Origin of the sequence: Nocardia sp. CA-145437 (genome assembly GCF_050956485.1) — a bacterium.
In the GTDB taxonomy this organism is placed as follows: Bacteria; Actinomycetota; Actinomycetes; order Mycobacteriales; family Mycobacteriaceae; genus Nocardia.
On sequence record NZ_CP191204.1, the window covers coordinates 399,970 to 419,851 of the forward strand.

The window sequence follows — 19,882 nt, forward strand, 5'->3', positions numbered from 1 at the left end:
GGGGCGCTGGTGACCAGCCAGTAGCCTCGTATCTCGTGACCGACCCGCTGCAGCCCCTCGTCGACCTGCCCGGCGTGCGCGACGCCGCCGACAAGGCCCGTGACGCCCTCGCCGAGGTGCACCGCCACCGGGCGAACCGGCGCGGCTGGCCCACCACCGCCGCCGAGGCCGCCGTCCGCGCGGCCCGCTCCTCGGCCGCCATCGAGGGCGGCACCATCGACCTGCCCGCCGACGGCAACGTCGAGGACCCGATCCTCGCCGGCTCGCTGCGCGTCGGGCAGGCCCTGGACGCGGAGGCCCTCACCAACCTGGTCGGCGTCTGGCAGCGCGCGCCCCTCCAGGCCCTGGCCCGCCTGCACCTGCTCGCCGCGGCCGACATGGTCGAGGATCAGCAGCAGCTGGGCCGTCCGCGCAACGTGCCCGGAGTCGCCGAGCGCCTCGACCTGCTCGCCCAGACCGTCACCACGACCAAAGCGCCCGCGCCGGTCATCGCGGCCGTCGTCCACGGGGAGTTGCTCTCACTGCGCCCCTTCGGCACCGCCGACGGGATCGTCGCCCGTGCCGCCTCCCGGCTCGTCGCGGTGTCCAGCGGTCTTGACCCCCACAGCCTCGGCGTTCCCGAGGTTTTCTGGCTCCGCCGCCGTCAGGCGTATCTGGACGCGGCGGCCTCCTTCGGCATGGGCACCGCCGACGGGGTCGGCGGCTGGGTGATCTTCACCTGCGGCGCGCTCGAGGACGGCGCGCGCGAAGCCCGCTCGATCGCGGACGCGGCCTCGGGGTAAACGCCCCTGACATCGAAAACGCGTGTGCACCACCGTGATTCGAGGTGTCACACGCATTAAGAGCGGGCGGCGTTGTCGCGATTGCGACCTCACCGCCCGCTAGCACGGACTACCCGGTTACCAAGCGTGCTTTTCGGGTTGTGTTCTCTTCGGCCTCGGCGAGCTCTCCGGGATCCGGTGGTTCATCCCCGCATTGGATGCGAGGCCCTCGCCGTCGAAATCCCGGATAACGCAGGCCCACAACTATCCGTGCCCTTGTCGCGGCGTGCTCCGCGTGGGTGCCTGGTGTCCGTGCTGGGAAGGGTGGGATGGGAGGTCGAATCTTCTCTTCCGATCCGATCTTGGCCTTCCGTCCTTCCGTGCCTCCATTGTTACCCCGTGACCGCCGTCACATCAAGACCTGCGGAAACTTTCCAATCCAGGCGTGTCCGCCTCGTTTCACGCCCGGCGAATCGGACGAATGACCGGGTCAGCGTCGCCGGCGCAGCAGCCGGTAACTCAGTGCTCCGGCCGCCACCGCGCTCAAGCCGACCGCGACCGTCGCGGCCACCGTGGTGGTCGTCGGCGCCGGGATCCGGGCCCACAGCGACACCGGGTTGGAGAAGGCCAGTACCGGCCAGCCGCGGGCGGCGGCCTCGCGCCGCAGACCCCGGTCCGGGTTCACCGCGGTCGGGTGGCCGACCACCTCCAGCATCGGCAGGTCGGTCACCGAGTCGGAGTAGGCGTAGCAGCGGTCCAGGTCGTAATCGTAGTGCGCGGCAAGCTTTTCGATCGCTTCGACCTTGCCGGGGCCATAACAGTAGAACTCCACTTCGCCCGCGTACCGGCCGTTTTCGATCACCATGCGGGTGGCGGCGAAATGATCCGCGCCCAGGGCTGCCGCGATGGGGGCCACCACCTCCTCGCCGGAGGCGGAGACGATCACCACGTCGTGTCCCCGAATCCGATGGTCCGCAATGAGATCCGCGGCTTCCGCGTAGATCAGCGGGTCCACGATGTCGTGCAGGGTCTCGGCGACGATCGAGCGCACCTGGTCGACATCCCAGCCCGCGCACATCTTGGTGAGGTGCTCGCGCATGCGCTCCATCTGGTCGTGATCAGCGCCGGACAGCAGGAACAGGAAGTGCGCGTAGCTGCTCTCCAGCACCGCGCGCCGGCTGAGCAGGCCCTGGTCCAGGAACGGCTTGCTGAAGACGAAGGCGCTCGACCGGGCGATCACCGTCTTGTCGAGATCGAAGAAGGCGGCGACTCGTCCGCGTTCGGCTGTCACGGGTCCAGGATATGGTTCCGCGCCGCGCGGCGGGCGTCGTGGGTCGTCCCGCGCGGGTCCCCGATGCGCCGGGGTCCTTCATGCGACTCGGTCGGCGGGCATGGTCGACGTCACGTTCGAACCGGGGTTCGCCGGGGTTAGCCAGCTGGAAGCCGGGCGGTCAGGACGGGAAAAAGACTCGCCGGGCGGACTTGCAATACGGCCGGGGCTTGGGTGTAGTATCGCAGTTACCTGGACATGGTCCAGGCGCGTTCAGCCCGACCCCCCGGGGCTGAACCCGACGGCCCCAGCCTCCTCCCCCCCCGGCTGGGGCCGTCCTCTATTTTCAGGCGGTTTCGGATCCGCCCACGCTTCCCGAATTGTGCACAGGCCGCGTGTTATCCACACCCGCCGTCGGGCCGCTGTCGCCGCTTCGCCAATCAGGCGACGCTGACCTGCATGAACTCCGATGCCGTCACCCCACCCGCGCTCGCGCTGGTCGCCGATCCCCGTCTGCGCGAGGAGATCCGCCGCATCGCCGCCGCGGCCGACCGCCCGCTCGACGAACGCGTGCCACCCCCGGGTCGACACCCCTGGACAGCCGCGTCCGTCATCATCCTCGACACCGCCGCCGCGCATAGCTGCGTATCCGCCGGGCACCCCCGCCGCCCGGGGATCCTCCTGGTGACCGACGGCGAGCCGAGTTTGCTCGACTGGCAAGCCGCCACCGCGGCGGGCGCCGAACAAGTCCTTCCCCTGCCGGCCGCAGCCGACGCCTTGATCGCCGCCTTCGCCGCCCACGACGGCCGCCGTCCCGGCGACGGCGCGGTCCTCGCGGTCGCGGGCGCGGGCGCCGGTGCGGGCGCCTCGGTGCTCGCCGCCGCCGTAGCCCTCACCGCCGCAGGACGTTTCCGCGACCGCACCCTGCTCGTCGACTGCGCGCCCTACGGCGGCGGCCTCGATCTGCTGCTCGGTCTGGAGAAGCACGCGGGCCTGCGGTGGCCCGACCTCACCATCGAACACGGCCGTGTCGCCGCATCGGCGCTGCACGAGGCCCTGCCCAGCGCTTCGGGACTGGCGGTCCTCTCCTGTGGAAGAGCCGCTCCCGCAGGGGAACTCGATGCGGAGGGCTGTGAGATCGATCGCGGCGAGATGGCCGGTCTCCACGGAATCTCCGGAGTGGCAACCGAACTCGGCTCCGGAGCGGAGGCGCCGAGCGGCGCGTGGGCGGATCGCGGTGGGGCGAATTCTCCGCTGGCGCCGGCGGCGGTGCGCGCCGTCCTCGAGGGTGGTCGCGCGGCTGGTGATCTGGTGGTCGCCGACCTGTCCAGTGACCATGGTCCGCACACGGATCAGGTTCTCGATCTGGCGGATCTGGTGGTGCTGGTGACGCAGGCGCGGCTGCGTTCGATCGCGGCGGCGAAGTCCGCGGCGGCCTACCTGAAGGCTCGAAACCCGCATGTGCGCTTGATCATCCGCGGACCGGCCCCCGGCGGCCTCACGCCCACCGACATCGCGGAGACTCTCGCGCTGCCACTGCTGTCGGCCGTTCCCTCCCAGCCGGGGCTGACCGAGCGCCTGGAACGAGGTGGCCTCACCGTGCGCCGTCGCGGTCCGCTCCGCTCCGCCGCCGAGTCCGCGCTGACGGCCTTGTTCACCGGTGGTCCCGGCCATGACCGCGCAGCGCGCCACCCGGGCCCGTTCTGGTGGAGCCTCGCCCGGGCGCGTGGCACCCACGCGGGGCCGCGGGCGTCAGCGCAGGCGGGCCGATGACGCCGGGGTGCGGGCGCTGCCGGTTGCAGCGGGTGCTCGTGGGCATTTGGCCCGATGCGCGCACCTCACGGGCATCGGGCGGGGGTCCGCTGTCGCACGCGCGATCGACCGCCGGGCGATTGACCTACTGCCGTATCGGGTCCGGGCCCGGCTGCCGCTGGCTCGCCTTCGATGTGGAGGTGCGTGATGAGTGAGCTGGTGACGGCCGAACTGCTGGAGCGGGTGCGGGAGCGGCTGGCAGACGGGGCCGCCGATCCGGATCCGGCTCGCGTGGCGGCGGCCATCCGGACCGAGGCCGGCGGGGTGCTGGCCGACACGGATCTGTTGCGCGCCTTGCGAATGCTGCAGACCGAGATGACCGGAGCCGGGGTGCTGGAACCGCTGCTGCACGATCCCGAGGTGGCCGATGTGCTGGTCACCGGACCGGAGTCGGTGTGGGTGGATCGCGGGCGGGGGCTGCGACGCACATCGATCCGATTCCCGGACGACGCGGCGGTGCGGCGCCTGGCCCAGCGGCTCGCACTCGCGGCCGGACGCAGGCTGGACGACGCGCAGCCATGGGTGGACGGTCGATTGCCGGGAATCGGGGCGGCACAGGGGGATTCGTTCGGCGTCCGATTGCACGCGGTGCTCTCGCCGATCGCACACGGCGGCACCTGCCTGTCTCTGCGGGTGCTGCGGCCCGCCACCCTGGGCCTGGATGCCCTCGCGGCGGCCGGGGCGGTGAACTCCGACGCGAAGTCGCTGCTGGAGCGCATCATTCGCGCCCGGCTCGCCTTCCTGGTGGTGGGCGGGACCGGATCGGGCAAGACAACCCTGCTGTCGAGCCTGCTGGCCACGGTCGATCCGGCCGAGCGCATCGTCTGTGTCGAGGACGCGGCCGAGCTCGCGCCGCCGCATCCGCACGTGGTCCGGCTGGTGGCCCGGCCCGCCAATGTCGAAGGCGCGGGCCAGGTCACGATGCGCGACCTGGTCCGCCAGGCGCTCCGCATGCGGCCCGACCGCATTGTCGTCGGGGAGGTCCGCGGCGCGGAGGTGGTGGACCTCCTGACGGCCCTGAACACCGGACACGACGGCGGGGCGGGCACGGTGCACGCGAACTCGCCCGGCGAAGTCCCGGCCCGCCTGGAGGCGCTGGCCGCTCTCGGCGGCCTGCCCGCGGCCGCCCTGCACAGCCAGCTGGCGGCGGCGATCCAGGTGATCCTGCACGTTCACCGCCATCCCGACGGCCGCCGCACGCTCCGCGAGATCGGCCTGGTCACGGCCGACAGTGGCCGGGTGCGGCTCGTCCCCGCGTGGACCGCCGACGATCGTCCGGCCCCGGCGGCGGCCGCCCTGCTGACCCTGCTCGAGGAAAGGACCCCTGATGATTCCCGCGAGTGACGAGTGTTCGGGTTCGTGCGGGTGCCCGCGGCCCGGAGCGGTTCCGCGCGTCCGTCTGGAGAAGACCTACCCGGTTCCGGTCGATAATGCGCCGTGCTGCAATCCATTCGGCCTGCACGGGTCGCGGTTCCCCGGTCTCGGGCTGGCCTGGCCCACGGGATGTAGTCGCTGTGCTGGCGGTGAATCGACTGGGGCACAAGAAGAGTCGCCCGAATCGCTGAGCGAAGGAAACTGATGCTGACCGGCATCGGCCACTCGGCTTCCGTGCTGGTGTGCGTCGCGATCGCGCTGTTCTTGTTGCCGCCGCCCATCGCCCGACGGCGGTTGCGTAGGTTGTTCGATCAACCCGCGGGCGCGCGAAAGGCCCAGTGCACCTGGGTTGTTCGAACACTTCCATTCGCCGCCGCGCCTCTGTTGCTGTTCGCCGGTCCAGGACCTGTGCTGGCCGGGTTGCTGGTGTCCGCGACCCTCGTGACCCGCTTTCGCCGGTCCCGCCGTGAGCGGTCGCGGATCGTCGCCACAGCGCAGCTGCTGGAGGGGTTGGAGGCGGTGATCGGTGAACTGCGCATCGGGGCCCATCCGAGTGCGGCGGCCGCGGTGGCTGCGGTCGAGACCGAGGGCGAGGTGGCCAGGGCTTTCGCGGTCAGCGCCGCGCGCAGCCGACTGGGCGGGTCGGGCGCGGAGGGCCTGCGCCGCCCCGATTCGGTGGTGGCACGGGAACTGTCCCGGGTGGCCGGTGCCTGGCGGGTGGCGGAGCGGCACGGCCTCGCGTTGGCCGAGCTGTTGACGGCCGCGCGTCTGGATCTGCTGGGCCGCAAACGCTTTCGGGACCGCACGGCCGCGGCGCTGGCCGGAGCCCGAGCGACAGCGGTGGTTTTGGCCCTGCTTCCGGTCCTCGGCATCGGCCTCGGACAGCTGATGGGCGCGGCTCCACTGCGGGTGCTGTTCCTGTCCCCGACGGGAACGGCCTTGCTGCCGTTGGGTTCCGCCCTCACCTGTGCCGGTCTGTTGTGGTCCGACGCCATCGCGGGCAAGGTGCTGCGATGAGTCCCGCTGTCGCCGTGCTGGCGGCCCTCGCCCTGCTGGTCCTGCCGGGCCGGGTCGGCGCGGTGCGCAGGCTGCGCCGGATGCGTGGCTCCACGTCGGCGGAACCGCCGATGCCTTCGGCCTTTCCGGCCGATCCGGACGTGCTGGGCGTCGCCTCGGCGCTCGATCTGCTCGCAGCCTGCCTGCGAGCCGGGCTGCCCACCGCACGGGCCGCCGCCGCGGTGGCCGCGGAATCGCCTGAGCCGTTGGCGTCGGTCCTGTCCCGGGTCTCGGATCTGCTGGTGTTGGGCGCGGATCCCGCGAGCGCCTGGGCGCAGGCCACCGAGGGTGTCGCCGACGACGCGGTGGCGGCGCTGGCCCGGATGGCCCGCCGGTCGGCGCGTTCGGGAACCGGATTGGCCACCGCCGTCACCGAATTGGCGGAACACCGCCGCGGGGAGCTCGAGGATGCCGCCGCCGCCCGCGCCGAACGGGCCGGGGTGCTCATCGGCGGCCCGCTCGGCCTCTGCTTCCTGCCCGCCTTCGTATGCCTGGGCATCGTCCCGGTGGTACTGGGTCTCGCGGGCCGGGTTCTGGACGGCGGTCTGCTGTGACCGCCGACGACTGTGTCGGCGCGGAACCGCCGCGCCGCGACGAGGGAGGGAGAAACCGTGGGAACGACCATCCGACACCTGTGCTGGGAACTGCGCGCCCGACTGCTGCGCGCCCTGACCGCCGACTCCGGTATGAGCACCGCCGAGTACGCGATCGGCACCATCGCGGCCGCGGCCTTCGGCGCGGTGCTCTACACCGTGGTCACCGGGAACAGCATCGTGAGCGCGCTGACCGCCATCATCGACCGAGCCCTGAAGACTCCCGTCAAGTGACGTATGCCACACCACCTGATCATGCCGAGGCGGGGATGGCGACCGTTGAGGCGGCGATCGCGCTGGCCGCGCTGGTCGCGGTCGTGATCCTCGGTGTCGGCGCTCTGCTGGCGGTGTCGGCGCAGGTGCGGTGTGTCGATGCCGCCCGTGAGGCGGCCCGGCTCGCGGCCCGCGGCGAGACCGACACCGGCGTCGCGACCGCCCGACGGCTGGCGCCGGCCGGTGCCCGGATCGTCGTCCGGTCCGAGGGGGAGCTCGTGGTGGCCGAGGTGAGCGCCCACGCCGCGCTGGTCCCGGTCACGCTGCACGCGGCGGCGGTCGCGGCTCGGGAACCGGGGGAGTCGCCATGACCGGTCCGCGGCGGGATTCGGGCGGGGTGACGGTGACCGCGTGCCTGGCGCTGATCGGCCTGTTCGCGGTGACGATCCTGGTCGCACAGGTCGGGGTGGCGGTCGCGGCCCGGCATCGGGTGCAGGCCGCCGCGGATCTGGGCGCGCTCGCGGCGGCGGGTGCCCTGGATGGCGGCGTGGGTGCCGCGTGTCGCCGGGCCGCCGAGATCGCGGCCCGCATGGGTGTCCGGTCTGCCGGGTGCGAGGCGCGGGGGTGGGACGTGACGGTGACGGTCGTCGGGCGGGTGTCGCTCGGGCCGCTCGGGGAGCGCGATGTCCGGGCCGCCGCCCGGGCGGGCTTGGGGGATGACCTGGGGTTGCGAGGGGATATCTCGTACCGAGCGGTTGGTTAAAATTGTGATGGCGCGGGCCACATCGGTGGTCGATCAATGCGGAAATTCGATGAAAGCTTTAGCCGAATTGAAGAGGTTTCGATTGCATTGCAATTCGTTGCCCGAGACTCATTCGAATGAATGCACAGGTAAATCCACGAGTGCCATATTCGAGTGGAGCAACCCCTCAGTTAACAGGATGACATCCCTTTTTAATCGACTCGAGGCCTCGGCGTGTCGCCGCCACCCTCCAGCATCCGGATTCGGCCCGATATCTGCCAGTTGACGACGCCGACCGGTTGGTCGGATGGCGCTCCGGTCTCACCGCGGCGACGGCGGCGTCACGGTTCGGGAGTGCCGTCGTCACCTTCGCCCAGATCGGCCAGAACCGCCCGCAGGAGCCGCGCGGCCCCGGCCTTGTCCAGGGGATTGTTGCCGTTCCCGCACTTGGGTGACTGCACGCAGGACGGGCACCCGGCCGCGCAGCCGCAGGAGTCGATCACGCCCAGCGTGGCGGTCAGCCAGTGGCGTAGTCGCAGGAACCCGCGTTCGGCGAATCCGGCCCCGCCGGGATGTCCGTCGTAGACGAATACTGTTGGCAGACCGGTGTCGGCATGTTCGGCCGTCGACACTCCGCCGATGTCCCACCGATCGCAGGTCGCGACCAGCGGCAGCATGCCGATGGCGGCGTGCTCGGCCGCGTGCAGCGCGCCCGCAGCGTGTCGCGCGTCGATCCCGGCCCGGGCCAGCAGGTCCGGCGTGACGGTGTAGTACACCGCCCGGGTGGGCAGGGTCTGGGCGGGCATGTCCAGCGGGATCAGGTCCAGCACCTCGCCGCTGGGCAGTCTGCGCAGGTAGGCGACGACCTGCCGGGTGACCAGCACCTGGGCCAAACCCGTGGTGACCGAGCCGTACCGCCGTTCCTCGGTGACCGCCTCGATCTCCAGGGTGGTGACCGCCCGCGCGCTGGTGCTCCACCCCGGCGTGTCGGCGCGGACCAGGGCGACGCCCTCCTCCAGGTCCAGCTCGTCGACCACATAGCTCTCGCCCTGATGCAGGTGCACCGCGCCCGGGTGCAGGGTCGCGGGGGCGCGCCCGGCGTCGGTGGTGCCCAGCATGCGCCCCGATTCGACGTCCACCACCGCGATCGCGGTGCCGATCCCGCCGCGCACGTCCACCGCGTCGTGCGGGTGCGCGTCGGCCGTCACGAACCAGCGCGCCGACCCGTCCCGCGCCACGCCCGCCCGCCGCCGGATCAGACCCTGTTCGGCCAGGTCGGACAGCAGTTCCCAGGCTTCGAAGGCATGCACTTCGGCATCGCTGAGCGGCTGTTCCAGCGCTGCGCACAGCAGGTGCGGCCCGAGCACGTACGGATTGTGCGGGTCGGTGATGGTCGCTTCCAGCGGCCGCCCGAGCAGCGCTTCCGGGTGGTGCACGAGGTAGGTGTCCAGCGGGTCGTCACGGGCGATGAGCAGCACCAAAGACCCCTGGGTGCGGCGTCCGGCGCGCCCGGCCTGCTGCCAGAACGAGGCGACCGTCCCCGGGTATCCCGCCACCACGACGGCGTCCAGTCCGGCGATGTCCACGCCCAGTTCCAGGGCATTCGTGGTGGCGGCTCCCAGCAACGTGCCCTCCGACAGGGCCGCTTCCAGGGCGCGCCGGTCCTCGGCCAGATATCCGGCCCGATAGGCCGCGACACGCCCGGGCAGTCCCGCGTCCACGTCGGCGAGCAGCCGCCGGGTGTCCATGGCGATGAGTTCCGCGCCGCGCCGGGACCGCACGAAGGTCAGGGTGCGGGCGCCTTCGGCCACCAGATCGGCCATCACGGTGGCCGCTTCCGCTCCCGCCGAACGCCGCAGCGCCGCACCGTTTTCCCCGGTCACGCCGCTGCCGACGAGCGGCGGCTCCCACAGCGCCACGGTCCGCGCGCCCTGCGGCGACCCGTCCTCGGTGACGGCGACACACGGCGCGCCGATGAGTTTCTCAGCGGTGGCGGCGGGGTCGGCGGCCGTCGCGGAGCACAGCACGAAGACCGGATCGGCCCCGTACCGCTCGGCGAGTCGCCGGAGTCGGCGCAGCACCAGCGCCACGTGCGACCCGAAAACCCCGCGATAGATATGGCATTCGTCGACCACGATGTACCTGAGCTGCCGAAACAGCCGCGCCCACCGCTGATGCGACCGCAACATGCCGACGTGCAGCATGTCCGGATTCGTGAAGACCCAGCGCGCGTGCGACCGCACCCACTGCCGGATCTCCGCCGGCGTGTCGCCGTCGTAGGGCGCGGGATGGATGCTCCGCAGCGGATCTTCGCTGGTCAGCTCATTGATCATGCGCAGCTGGTCGGCTCCCAGCGCTTTGGTCGGCGCGAGATACAGCGCGGTGGCCCGCGGATCCTCCTGTAGCGCGGTCAGCACCGGCAGCTGGTACGCCAGCGACTTTCCAGACGCCGTTCCGGTCGACACCACCACGTGCCGGCCCGCCGCGGCGAGGTCCGCGGCCCGGCTCTGGTGGCTCCACGGCTCCGCGACCCCGGCCGCCTGAACTGCGGCGATGACGTCGGGAGATGTCCATTCGGGCCATTTCGTGACCTGCGCCGAGCGCGGTGGTAGCTCACGAACATGAGTGAGGCGGGAGTCACCTGAAACAGGGCCGTTTAGGACACGATTCAGCAACGATCTCCCGTAGCTGATGTCGCTCGCATCTCCGGATCGCGGCGCCGGATCTCGATCAATCATCGAAGCGCCATCGCGACACGCCGAAGGGGTGCGAAACGTGTGTGCGTCCGCCGCTCTACCTGCCATTTCCCTACAGGGTAGCGACCTGCCTCACACCCTGTTTGCCAGATGCTCGCTCTGTTATCCGGAAGCAAACCAACTTCAAGTACGGATTTGGGCATTATGCCCCTCACCTGCGCATTCGCAAGATCAACTTTTTTGCAAATTGTGGGTAACTCCGCTGTTGAATTGCCCGAAGACATGGTTCACTGGTCCCTGGTCGCAAGCTTCTGTGTTCGAGGGAACGGATCTAAAGTCCAAACCATCAGCAGGATCGATGTTGCGAACGGTGTACTAGGTGCTTTCCTGCAGGGGGAACAGAGTACAGCGGTCTCAACGGACCCGGTGGATGAACCCAGTTGTCCGCCGTTCCGGTATGGAAAGAGAAGGAACAGAATGGCACAGGGAACTGTGAAGTGGTTCAACGCGGAGAAGGGGTTCGGCTTCATCGCGCCCGAGGACGGCTCCGCTGACGTCTTCGTCCACTACTCCGAGATCCAGGGGTCGGGCTTCCGCACCCTCGAGGAGAACCAGAAGGTCGAGTTCGAGGTTGGTCAGGGCACCAAGGGCCCGCAGGCCACCGGTGTTCGCGCGCTCTGAGCGAGCCAACCCCTAAGGTTCCGTCCCCCATCGCCCCCGGCGGTGGGGGACGACCCATATCTTGACCCATTACACTCGATCACGATCAGGGGCTACATCGTCGCCGCGCACCAGCCGCGGCCTTTGAACACGGTATAAACGTTGCTGGCAGCGATATCGGACATCGCAGCCGCTTTGCCCCAGCCGCGTAGAGCGCGTACACCAAGCTCCGGCGCGGATCGAGACGAAAGGTGTGTTCGCCGGTGGCAACACGAGACCGCGGTGCAGCGCCGAACCCCGAGGCAGCGCCCGACCAGGGCCGTTCCCTGCGTCGTCTCGTGATCGTCGAGTCGCCGACGAAGGCCAAGAAGATCGCCCCGTATCTGGGCCGCGGTTATGTGGTGGAGGCGTCGGTCGGCCACATTCGGGACCTGCCGCGTGGTGCGGCGGATGTGCCCGCCAAATACAAAGGACAACAGTGGGCGCGGCTCGGCGTCGACGTCGATCATGATTTCGAGCCCATCTATGTTGTCAGCCCCGAAAAGAAGGGGAAGGTCAGCGAGCTGAAGAGCCTGCTGGCCGACGCCGACGAGCTCTACCTCGCCACCGACCCCGACCGCGAGGGCGAGGCCATCGCCTGGCATCTGCTCGAAACCCTCAAGCCCAAGGTGCCGGTCCGGCGCATGGTGTTCCACGAGATCACCGAGCCCGCGATCCGCGCGGCCGCGGCCGACACCCGGGAACTGGACCAGGATCTGGTCGACGCGCAGGAGACGCGGCGCATCCTGGACCGGCTCTACGGCTATGAAGTGTCGCCGGTGCTGTGGAAGAAGGTCATGCCGCGTTTGTCGGCGGGCCGCGTGCAGTCGGTGGCGACCCGGGTCATCGTGCAGCGCGAGCGGGAGCGCATGGCGTTCCGGTCCGCGGAGTACTGGGACATCGCGGCCAAACTGGATGCCGGCGGCAAGGAGGACGGCGGGAATCCGCGGGTCTTCGGCGCACGCCTGGTCAGTGTCGACGGTCTGCGGGTCGCGACCGGTCGTGACTTCGGCGCCGACGGGCAGCTGAAGTCGCAGTCCAACGACTCCGCCGCACCGACCGTTCGCGTCCTGCGCGCCGCCGACGCCCAGCATCTGGCCGAGTCGCTGCACGGCGTAAATCTCTCCGTCAGCTCGGTGGAGTCGAAGCCGTACACGCGAAAGCCGTACGCGCCGTTCATGACCTCGACCCTGCAGCAGGAGGCGGGACGCAAGCTGCGTTTCACCTCCGAGCGCACCATGCGGGTGGCGCAGCGGTTGTACGAGAACGGCTACATCACCTATATGCGTACCGACTCGACGACCTTGTCGGAGTCGGCGATTCAGGCGGCGCGCTCGCAGGCCACCCAGCTGTACGGCGCGGAGTACGTGAGCCCCACGCCGCGGCAGTACACGCGCAAGGTCAAGAACGCCCAGGAAGCACACGAGGCGATCCGCCCCGCCGGTGACACCTTCGCCACCCCGGGCCAGCTGCACAACAAGCTCGACGGCGACGAATTCCGTTTGTACGAGCTGATCTGGCAGCGCACCGTGGCCTCGCAGATGCAGGACGCGCGCGGCACCACGCTGACCGTCCGCATCACCGGTGTCGCGAATTCCGGTGAGGAGTGCGTGTTCTCGGCGTCGGGCCGGACCATCACCTTCGCGGGCTTCCTCAAGGCGTACGTGGAGAGTGTCGACGAGGAGGCGGGCGGCCAGTCCGATGACGCCGAATCGCGGCTGCCCGCGCTGACCGAGGGCCAGGGCGTCACCGCCATCGAGCTGCTGCCGGACGGGCACACCACCAATCCGCCCGCGCGATTCACCGAAGCCTCGCTGATCAAGGCGCTGGAAGACCTCGGCATCGGCCGTCCGTCCACCTACTCCTCGATCATCAAGACCATTCTCGACCGCGGTTACGTGTACAAGCGCGGTAGCGCGCTGGTGCCGTCGTGGGTGGCGTTCGCGGTGATCGGCCTGCTGGAGGAACACTTCGGGCGGCTGGTGGACTTCGACTTCACCGCGGCCATGGAAGACGACCTCGACGCCATCGCCGGCGGCCGCGAGCAGCGCGGAAACTGGTTGTCCTCCTTCTATTTCGGTGGCGATCACGGCGCGCAGGGTTCGGTCGCGCGCGAGGGTGGCCTGAAAAAGATGGTGGGCGAACGACTCGACGGCATCGACGCGCGAGAAGTCAACTCCATCAAGCTCTTCGCCGACGAGGAGGGCCGCGATGTGGTGGTCCGGGTCGGCAAGTTCGGGCCGTATCTGGAGCGCATGGTCGTCAATCCCGATGACCCGGACGGGGATCCGGTCTCGCAGCGCGCCAACCTGCCCGACGATCTGCCGCCGGACGAGCTGACCCCGGAGGTCGCGGAGAAGCTGTTCGCGACGCCGCAGGAGGGTCGCTCGCTGGGTGTGGATCCGGAGTCGGGACACGAAATCGTCGCCAAGGAAGGACGTTTCGGCCCGTACGTCACCGAGGTCCTGCCCGAGCCGGTCGAGGACGCCGACACCGGCGCGAAGAAGACGACCAAGAAGGCGGCCGACAAGCCGAAGCCGCGCACCGGCTCGCTGTTCAAGTCCATGAGCGTGGAGACGGTGACGCTGGACGAGGCGCTGCGGCTGCTGTCGCTGCCGCGCGTGGTCGGTGTCGACCCGGCTTCCGGGGACGAGATCACCTCGCAGAACGGCCGTTACGGGCCGTATCTGAAGAAGGGCACCGATTCGCGGTCGCTCACCGGTGAGGACCAGATCTTCACGGTGACCCTCGAGGAGGCGCTCAAGATCTACGCCGAGCCCAAGCGGCGTGGTGGGCAGGCGGCGAGCGCGCCGCCGCTGCGGGAACTGGGCGTCGACCCGGTGTCGGAGAAGCCGATGGTGATCAAGGACGGGCGTTTCGGCCCGTACGTCACCGACGGCGAGACCAATGCCAGCCTGCGCAAGGGCGACGAGGTCGAGTCCATCACCGACGCCCGGGCTTCGGAGCTGCTGGCGGACCGGCGGGCGCGCGGCCCGGTGAAGAAGGCCGCGAAGAAGACGGCCAAGAAGGCGGCGGCGAAGAAGACCCCGGCCAAGAAGACGGCGGTGGCCAAGACCGTGGTCAAGAAGGCGGCGGCGAAGAAGGCGGCGGCCAAGACGGCCGACGGCGTCACCACCAAGAAGGCCGCGGCGGCGAAGAAGGCCCCGGCCAAGAAGGCCGCGACGAAGAGCGCCGCGTCGGCGCAATCCTGACGATTGTCGGTGCCCTGCCGTAGCGTGCTGTTCGGAACACGCACCAGCGGAAGGGCATTCGATGACGGTCGACCACGAGCGGGAAGAGCTGATCAAGGTTCTCGCGAGCCAGCGGGACCTGCTCCGGATCACTGTCCGGGGCATCGACGACGAACAGGCGCGCCAGCGCACCACGATCAGTGAACTCACCCTCGGCGGGCTGCTCAGTCATTGCGTGAATGTCGAGCGGCACTGGACCACCATCCTGGTCGAGCGGGACCCGAACTCCGAATTCGATGTCTCCCGAATGGATTCCGAGTACCGGCTGGACGCGGACCAGACGGTCGCGGGGTTGCTCACCGAGTGGGAGGCGGTGGCCGAGCACACCGCGAAGCTGATCCGCGAACTACCGAACCTCGAGGATTCGGTGCCGACGCCGACCGCCCCGTGGGCGCCGGAGCGGGAGTGGCTGACCGTGCGCTATATCCTGCTGCACATCCTGCGGGAGATCGCGCACCATTCCGGACACGCGGACATCATCCGTGAGGCGCTGGACGGCGCGAACACGACATATCAGCGCGCGAACTGACACTCGGCGGCGCTGTCGGGGGTGGCCGCTAAGGTGGTCGGCGTGGCGGGTGTCTTCGATCGGCTGGTCGGCCAGGGTGCGGTCGAGTCCGAGTTGACGGCTGCGGCGGTGGCGGCGCGGGGTGGGGCCGGATCGTCGTCGGCCATGACGCATTCCTGGTTGTTCACCGGTCCGCCCGGTTCGGGGCGGTCGGTGGCGGCGCTGTGTTTCGCGGCCGCTCTACAGTGCACGGACGAGGGGACGCCCGGCTGCGGCCGCTGCCACGCCTGCACCACCACCATGGCCGGCACCCACGGCGATGTGCGCCGGGTGGTGCCGGAGGGTTTGAGCATCGGCACCAAGGAGATGCGCGAGATCGTGCAGGTGGCGTCGCGGCGGCCGAGTACCGGCCGCTGGCAGGTCGTGGTGGTGGAGGATGCGGATCGGCTGACCGAGGCGGCGGGCAATGTGCTGCTGAAGGTGGTCGAGGAGCCGCCTGCCCGTACGGTCTTCCTGCTCTGCGCGCCGTCGGTGGATCCGGAGGACATCTCGGTGACGCTGCGATCCCGCTGCCGCCATGTGCATTTGGCGACGCCGTCGGTGGAGTCGATCGCCCGGGTGCTGCGTGAGCGGGACGGGTTGGACGACAAGGTCGCCGGTTGGGCGGCCTCGGTGAGCGGCGGGCACGTCGGTCGCGCCCGCCGGCTGGCCACCGATGACGACGCCCGTGCGCGCCGCCGCCGGGCCCTGGCCTTGGTCGCGGCGACCGCTCGCCCCGCTCAGGCCTATGCGGCCGCTGATGAGCTGGTGAAGTCCGCCGACGACGAGGCCAAGCTGGTCAGCGCCGACCGCGATGAGAAGGAACGCGACGCCCTGGCCACCGCGCTGGGCGCCGGCGGCACCGGGAAGGGCACTGCCTCGGCGACCCGGGGTTCCGCGGGAGCATTGAAAGACCTGGAAAAACGCCAGAAATCACGCGCCACCCGCACCGGCCGCGACGCCCTGGACCGTTCCCTGATCGATGTGGCGGGCCTCTACCGTGACGCGCTGGCCGTCCGTTTCGGCGCGGCCGCCGCCGATTCTTCGGCCGGCGTCACCCTCACCCACCCCGATATGGCCGACCAGATCCGCGAACTCGCCACCGACGTCCGACCTGAAGGCCTGCTCCTTTCCATCCAAGCCGTCCTCGATTGCCGTGAGGCCCTCGAAACCAATGTGAAGCCCCGCTTCGCCCTCGCCGCCATGGTCGCCGCCCTGATGGCAGCCCGTTCCGCCTGACCGCCGAGTGTGGTTGGTCACCGTGAACACACGTTTTCGCGATTCGGGCACGAGACGATAGACTCGCAGCGCCGGAAGGCACGCCGCCTTAGCTCAGTCGGTAGAGCGCTTCACTCGTAATGAAAAGGTCGGGGGTTCGATTCCCCCAGGCGGCTCCAAACAAGCAGGTGGAGAGCGATCGTCGCTCTCCACCTGTTGTCGTTTCGGGATCATCCACCGCTACCTCCCGATCACCAGGGATGTGCCTGTGGCGTGGTGGATTCCGCGGGCTTCGGCGACCCCTGGGCCACCTCCGGTCCCGCCGTGTTCGCCGTTGGTGCAGCCGTCCCCGGTCTCGCTGGGGTCGGTGCAGGTCTTCTCGCCCCCGTCGCTCTCTCCGCAGTTTTCGTTGTCGCAGCCATGGGGCGGGACGGGCGGAGGTGGCACAACCGGCTCGGCGAAACTATCGGACCACCCTCCAGTCCGATCGACCTGCACGACGCCGGACGCCGCACTCGACGCGGCCACGGCTGGAACCGCCGCCGTCGCGGGAACTGCCATCACTACCCCTGCCAGCACGAACGGGGTGAACAGCTGACGTGTGACATTTCGGTAAGTCTGGTTGGTCATCATCATTGCCTTTCGGGCGGACTCGTTGCCGACTGCTGCGACTAATCGATGTCGTCACCTCGCACATCTCGTTCGTGCAACTACTTACGTCGTGACCATCCGGGGGCGTATGTCCAGGGGCGCCGTCCAGGAGATACCCCCATCTGCGATCGCCCTGATCAGAATCCTACTCAGGTGATCAACAGCCCTGAAGCGTGTGGGAGCAGTCGTGACCTGCGGTAATGAAAAAGGTCGGGGGTTCGATTCCCCGGGCGGCGCACAAGAAAAGACCGGGCGGCGCACAAGAAAAGATGAGGACCATCGTGGTCCTCACCTTTGTCGTCGGCGGGTCAGGAGACCAGGCCGCGGCCGGTGGTCAGGGGGAGGTCCATGGCTGTCAGAAGGCCGGGGCGGGCCTGGACTACTGCGGGGATGGTGCTGACCAGGCGGGCGGCGGTGCCGACCACTCCGGCTTCGGCATGGTCGCCGTTGCTGTAGAGCTGAAGGTCGAGGAGGTAGTCGGGTTCGCCCTTGATTTCCACTCGGTAGCAACCTGATCCGGCCGGTTGGGGCCAGTCGGGGGCCAGGTCGGGGTGGAGGCGGGTGACGTGTTCGAGGGTGAGGATTTCGCGGCCGTCACGGATGCCGTGGATCTGGAAGCGGAGGGCCGCGGCGGTGCCTTCCTCGACGGTGTGGGCGCCGATGCGGATCGGTTCCGTCGTGGGGAGGCGCTCGAAATGCTGTGTCACCGAGTCGAGTTCGATGTCGAGGGCGGCGGCGAGCTGACGGATGACGCTGCCCCAGGCGAGGGTGAGGATGCCGGGCTGCAGGAGCAGGGGGAGGTCGTCGAGCTTGCTACCGAAGCCCATGATGTCGAAGACGACCTTCGGATTGTCGTAGGTCGAATAGTCCATGATCTCCGAGCAGATGACCCGGTCGATGCGTTCGGAGCCGCTGGACAGGAGCAGCGGCAGCCAGTCGTTGGCCCAGCCGGGGTCGATGCCGTTGACCCACAGGGACGCGCCGCCCGCCTCGGCGGCCTCGACGATGGGGGCGATGGCCTCGTCGGGGAGGGTGCCGTAAGGGAATTGGAGGAAGACGGGACTGCTGGAGACGACATTGATGCCGGCGCGGAGGAAGGTCTTCAGGTCCTCGACGGCCTCCATCAGGCGGTCGTCGGCCATGGCGGTGTGGACGATGCAGTCGGGCTTCAGGGCCAGCAGGGCCTCGGCGTCCCGGGTGGCCAGGACACCGGTCTCGCGGTCGAGACCGGCCAGTTCCCCGGCATCCTTGCCGGCCTTCTCGGCGCTGGACACCCAGACGCCGACCAGTTCGAGTTCGGGGCGGTTGATGATGGAGCGCAGGGCGCGGCGGCCGACATTGCCTGTGCTCCACTGGACTACGCGGTAGGTCATGGAAAACTCCTGGGGCGCGGCGGATTACAGGTCGGGGATGGGGAGGGCCAGGTTGGGGGCGTCGATGCCGCCGTCCACCTCGAGCACCTTGCCGGTGATGTAGCCGCCCGCGCGGGAGCTCAGGTAGACGATGGCGGCGGCGATCTCCCACGGCTCGCCGAGGCGGTGCAGCGGGGTGGCGTCCTCCATCTGCTGCTTGATCTCCGGCTGCTGCGCAACGACTTCCAGCGCCGAGGTGAGCACCGAGCCGACCGCGATGGCGTTCACCCGGATGCGCGGGGACAGGTCGGCGGCGGCCAGCTTGGTCCAGTGCGCGAGCGCGGCCTTGGCGGTGCCGTAGGCCAGGAAGCCGCGGCCCGCGCTGATGCCCATACGCGAGGAGATGTTCACGACCGAGCCGCCGCCGCTCTTCAGCATGTAGGGGACCGCGGCCTGGGTGAGGGCGTGCGCGGTCGACACGTTGAACCGGAACGCCTCCTCCAGGAACTCGGGGGTGCTGGTGAGGAAGGTGTTGGGCATGGTGCCGCCGACATTGTTGACCACGATGTCGATGCCGCCCAGCTCGGCGGCGGCGGTCTCGGCCAGCGCGGTGACGGCCGAGAGGTCCGACAGGTCCGCGGGGACGGTGACGCAACGGCGGCCCAGCGCGCGGATCTGGCCGGCGACCTCGTCGAGCTGGGCGGCGGTGCGGGCCGAGATGGCCACGTCCGCACCGGCTTCGGCGAGTGCGAGGGCGGTGGCGGCGCCGATGCCGCGGCCCGCGCCGGTCACGACGGCGACGCGGCCGTCCAGTCGGAAGGTGTCCAGGATCATCGCTCAATCAGTCCTTCGAGGGTGGCGACAGTCACTCGACACTTTTAAGCATTAGTTCTTAACCGTCAAGGAGAAGTTCTTTATCCCCAGGTGAACGGCTACAGTGCAGACTGTGGACAAGGAGGGTGGCGGTACTCGAATGGCAGTCACGGGGGCGCGCGAGCGCATCATCCTGGCGGCGGAACAGCTGATCGCCGAGCGCGGGCCGGCGGTGCCGCTGCGCGATATCGCCGCGGTCGCCGAACAGCGCAACAATTCCGCGGTCCAGTACCACTTCGGGTCCCGCGACGGGCTCATCGAGGCGGTGGTCGAACACCGGCTCGCCACCCTGGAGATCCGGCGCCTCGAATTGCTGGCCGAGCAGGCCGGGACCGGCGTGACCAGCGTCCACGACCTGCTCGAAGCACTGGTCATCCCCATGCTCGAACTGGGGGACCGGCACGGGATCCACCATTACGCCCGCTTCCTGGAACAGATCCACACCCATCGAGCCGTCACCGACGCCGCGAATCTGGCCTCCGCCCAGCGCACCTCGGTGCGCGTGATCATGCAGCAGCTCGATCGGGAACTCGCCGACCTGCCGAAACGGTTGCGGCTGCGGCGGTTGCGCGCGTTGCCGACCGTACTGTTCGCGCTACTGGCCGATCACGAACGCGCGGTCGAGGCGGGCAAGGTCGCCGCGGGGGATGTGGATGCCTGGGGAGAAATCGTGGACATGCTCGCGGGCGTGCTCACCGCCCCGGTCGTGGAACGCGCCCCGATCCGCTGAGGCCGCAACACAATCGGGTGTGAACCAGTGCCACCGGGTGCGAA

At 69.5% G+C, this 19,882-nt stretch carries 17 protein-coding genes and 1 tRNA gene; 14 read left to right on the forward strand and 4 right to left on the reverse strand.

Going from position 1 to position 19,882, the window contains the following annotated elements; all coding sequences use genetic code 11:
• Positions 1 to 35: 35 nt before the first annotated feature.
• Positions 36 to 782, forward strand: coding sequence for an oxidoreductase (locus ACQPYY_RS01830; RefSeq protein ID WP_357087649.1), 747 nt, complete (start codon positions 36 to 38; stop codon positions 780 to 782).
• Between the two features lie 469 nt (positions 783 to 1,251).
• Here ACQPYY_RS01830 and ACQPYY_RS01835 read toward each other — a convergent pair whose 3' ends face one another.
• The gene (locus ACQPYY_RS01835) at positions 1,252 to 2,052 is read right to left on the reverse strand and encodes an HAD family hydrolase (protein WP_379103658.1); all 801 of its coding nucleotides are present in this window, start codon (positions 2,050 to 2,052) and stop codon (positions 1,252 to 1,254) included.
• 438 nt (positions 2,053 to 2,490) lie between these two features.
• On the opposite strand from ACQPYY_RS01835, the gene ssd reads away from it, so the two are divergent.
• The 7 genes from ssd to ACQPYY_RS01870 all read left to right on the forward strand — a co-directional run bounded on the left by ssd (position 2,491) and on the right by ACQPYY_RS01870 (position 7,842).
• The gene (gene ssd, locus ACQPYY_RS01840) at positions 2,491 to 3,804 is read left to right on the forward strand and encodes a septum site-determining protein Ssd (RefSeq protein ID WP_433592560.1); all 1,314 of its coding nucleotides are present in this window, start codon (positions 2,491 to 2,493) and stop codon (positions 3,802 to 3,804) included.
• A gap of 186 nt (positions 3,805 to 3,990) precedes the next feature.
• On the forward strand, positions 3,991 to 5,187 hold the full coding sequence (locus tag ACQPYY_RS01845) for a TadA family conjugal transfer-associated ATPase (protein ID WP_433592561.1): 1,197 nt from the start codon (positions 3,991 to 3,993) through the stop codon (positions 5,185 to 5,187).
• A gap of 456 nt (positions 5,188 to 5,643) precedes the next feature.
• The gene (locus ACQPYY_RS01850) at positions 5,644 to 6,234 is read left to right on the forward strand and encodes a type II secretion system F family protein (protein WP_433592562.1); all 591 of its coding nucleotides are present in this window, start codon (positions 5,644 to 5,646) and stop codon (positions 6,232 to 6,234) included.
• Positions 6,231 to 6,827: a type II secretion system F family protein gene (locus ACQPYY_RS01855; protein WP_433592563.1), complete on the forward strand. Its 597-nt coding sequence runs from the start codon at positions 6,231 to 6,233 to the stop codon at positions 6,825 to 6,827. The genes ACQPYY_RS01850 and ACQPYY_RS01855 overlap by 4 nt, the downstream gene beginning before the upstream one ends.
• Positions 6,828 to 6,905: 78 nt before the next feature.
• Positions 6,906 to 7,100: a DUF4244 domain-containing protein gene (locus tag ACQPYY_RS01860; protein ID WP_379103805.1), complete on the forward strand. Its 195-nt coding sequence runs from the start codon at positions 6,906 to 6,908 to the stop codon at positions 7,098 to 7,100.
• A gap of 35 nt (positions 7,101 to 7,135) precedes the next feature.
• A complete protein-coding gene (locus ACQPYY_RS01865) occupies positions 7,136 to 7,450 on the forward strand; it encodes a TadE family type IV pilus minor pilin (protein WP_433592564.1) in 315 nt (104 codons plus the stop codon).
• Positions 7,447 to 7,842, forward strand: coding sequence for an Rv3654c family TadE-like protein (locus ACQPYY_RS01870; protein WP_433592565.1), 396 nt, complete (start codon positions 7,447 to 7,449; stop codon positions 7,840 to 7,842). Before ACQPYY_RS01865 ends, ACQPYY_RS01870 begins: the two co-directional genes overlap by 4 nt.
• A 320-nt stretch (positions 7,843 to 8,162) precedes the next feature.
• On the opposite strand, the gene ACQPYY_RS01875 is transcribed toward ACQPYY_RS01870, so the two are convergent.
• Complete coding sequence (locus ACQPYY_RS01875; protein WP_433592566.1) at positions 8,163 to 10,559, reverse strand: DEAD/DEAH box helicase; 2,397 nt, start codon at positions 10,557 to 10,559, stop codon at positions 8,163 to 8,165.
• A 435-nt stretch (positions 10,560 to 10,994) separates the two neighbouring features.
• On the opposite strand from ACQPYY_RS01875, the gene ACQPYY_RS01880 reads away from it, so the two are divergent.
• The 5 genes from ACQPYY_RS01880 (at position 10,995) to ACQPYY_RS01900 (ending at position 16,411) form a co-directional block, all read left to right on the forward strand.
• Positions 10,995 to 11,198 (forward strand): cold-shock protein, encoded by a 204-nt coding sequence (locus ACQPYY_RS01880; protein ID WP_029925108.1) that lies wholly within the window; start codon positions 10,995 to 10,997, stop codon positions 11,196 to 11,198.
• Positions 11,199 to 11,440: 242 nt separating this feature from the next.
• Positions 11,441 to 14,428, forward strand: a complete 2,988-nt coding sequence (gene topA / locus ACQPYY_RS01885; protein WP_433592567.1) for a type I DNA topoisomerase — start codon at positions 11,441 to 11,443, stop codon at positions 14,426 to 14,428.
• Positions 14,429 to 14,489: 61 nt separating this feature from the next.
• Complete coding sequence (locus ACQPYY_RS01890; protein ID WP_379103674.1) at positions 14,490 to 14,996, forward strand: DinB family protein; 507 nt, start codon at positions 14,490 to 14,492, stop codon at positions 14,994 to 14,996.
• A 42-nt stretch (positions 14,997 to 15,038) separates the two neighbouring features.
• Positions 15,039 to 16,253, forward strand: a complete 1,215-nt coding sequence (locus ACQPYY_RS01895; protein WP_433592568.1) for a DNA polymerase III subunit delta' — start codon at positions 15,039 to 15,041, stop codon at positions 16,251 to 16,253.
• Positions 16,254 to 16,335: 82 nt separating this feature from the next.
• Positions 16,336 to 16,411 (forward strand) — tRNA-Thr (locus tag ACQPYY_RS01900).
• Positions 16,412 to 17,191: 780 nt separating this feature from the next.
• Here ACQPYY_RS01900 and ACQPYY_RS01905 read toward each other — a convergent pair.
• Both ACQPYY_RS01905 and ACQPYY_RS01910 read right to left on the reverse strand, forming a co-directional pair.
• A complete protein-coding gene (locus ACQPYY_RS01905; protein WP_433592569.1) occupies positions 17,192 to 18,256 on the reverse strand; it encodes an NAD(P)H-dependent amine dehydrogenase family protein in 1,065 nt (354 codons plus the stop codon).
• Between the two features lie 24 nt (positions 18,257 to 18,280).
• Positions 18,281 to 19,069, reverse strand: a complete 789-nt coding sequence (locus tag ACQPYY_RS01910; protein WP_379106233.1) for an SDR family oxidoreductase — start codon at positions 19,067 to 19,069, stop codon at positions 18,281 to 18,283.
• Between the two features lie 139 nt (positions 19,070 to 19,208).
• Here ACQPYY_RS01910 and ACQPYY_RS01915 point away from each other — a divergent pair, with 139 nt between their 5' ends.
• On the forward strand, positions 19,209 to 19,838 hold the full coding sequence (locus ACQPYY_RS01915; protein ID WP_379106231.1) for a TetR/AcrR family transcriptional regulator: 630 nt from the start codon (positions 19,209 to 19,211) through the stop codon (positions 19,836 to 19,838).
• The last annotated feature ends 44 nt before the right edge of the window (positions 19,839 to 19,882 follow it).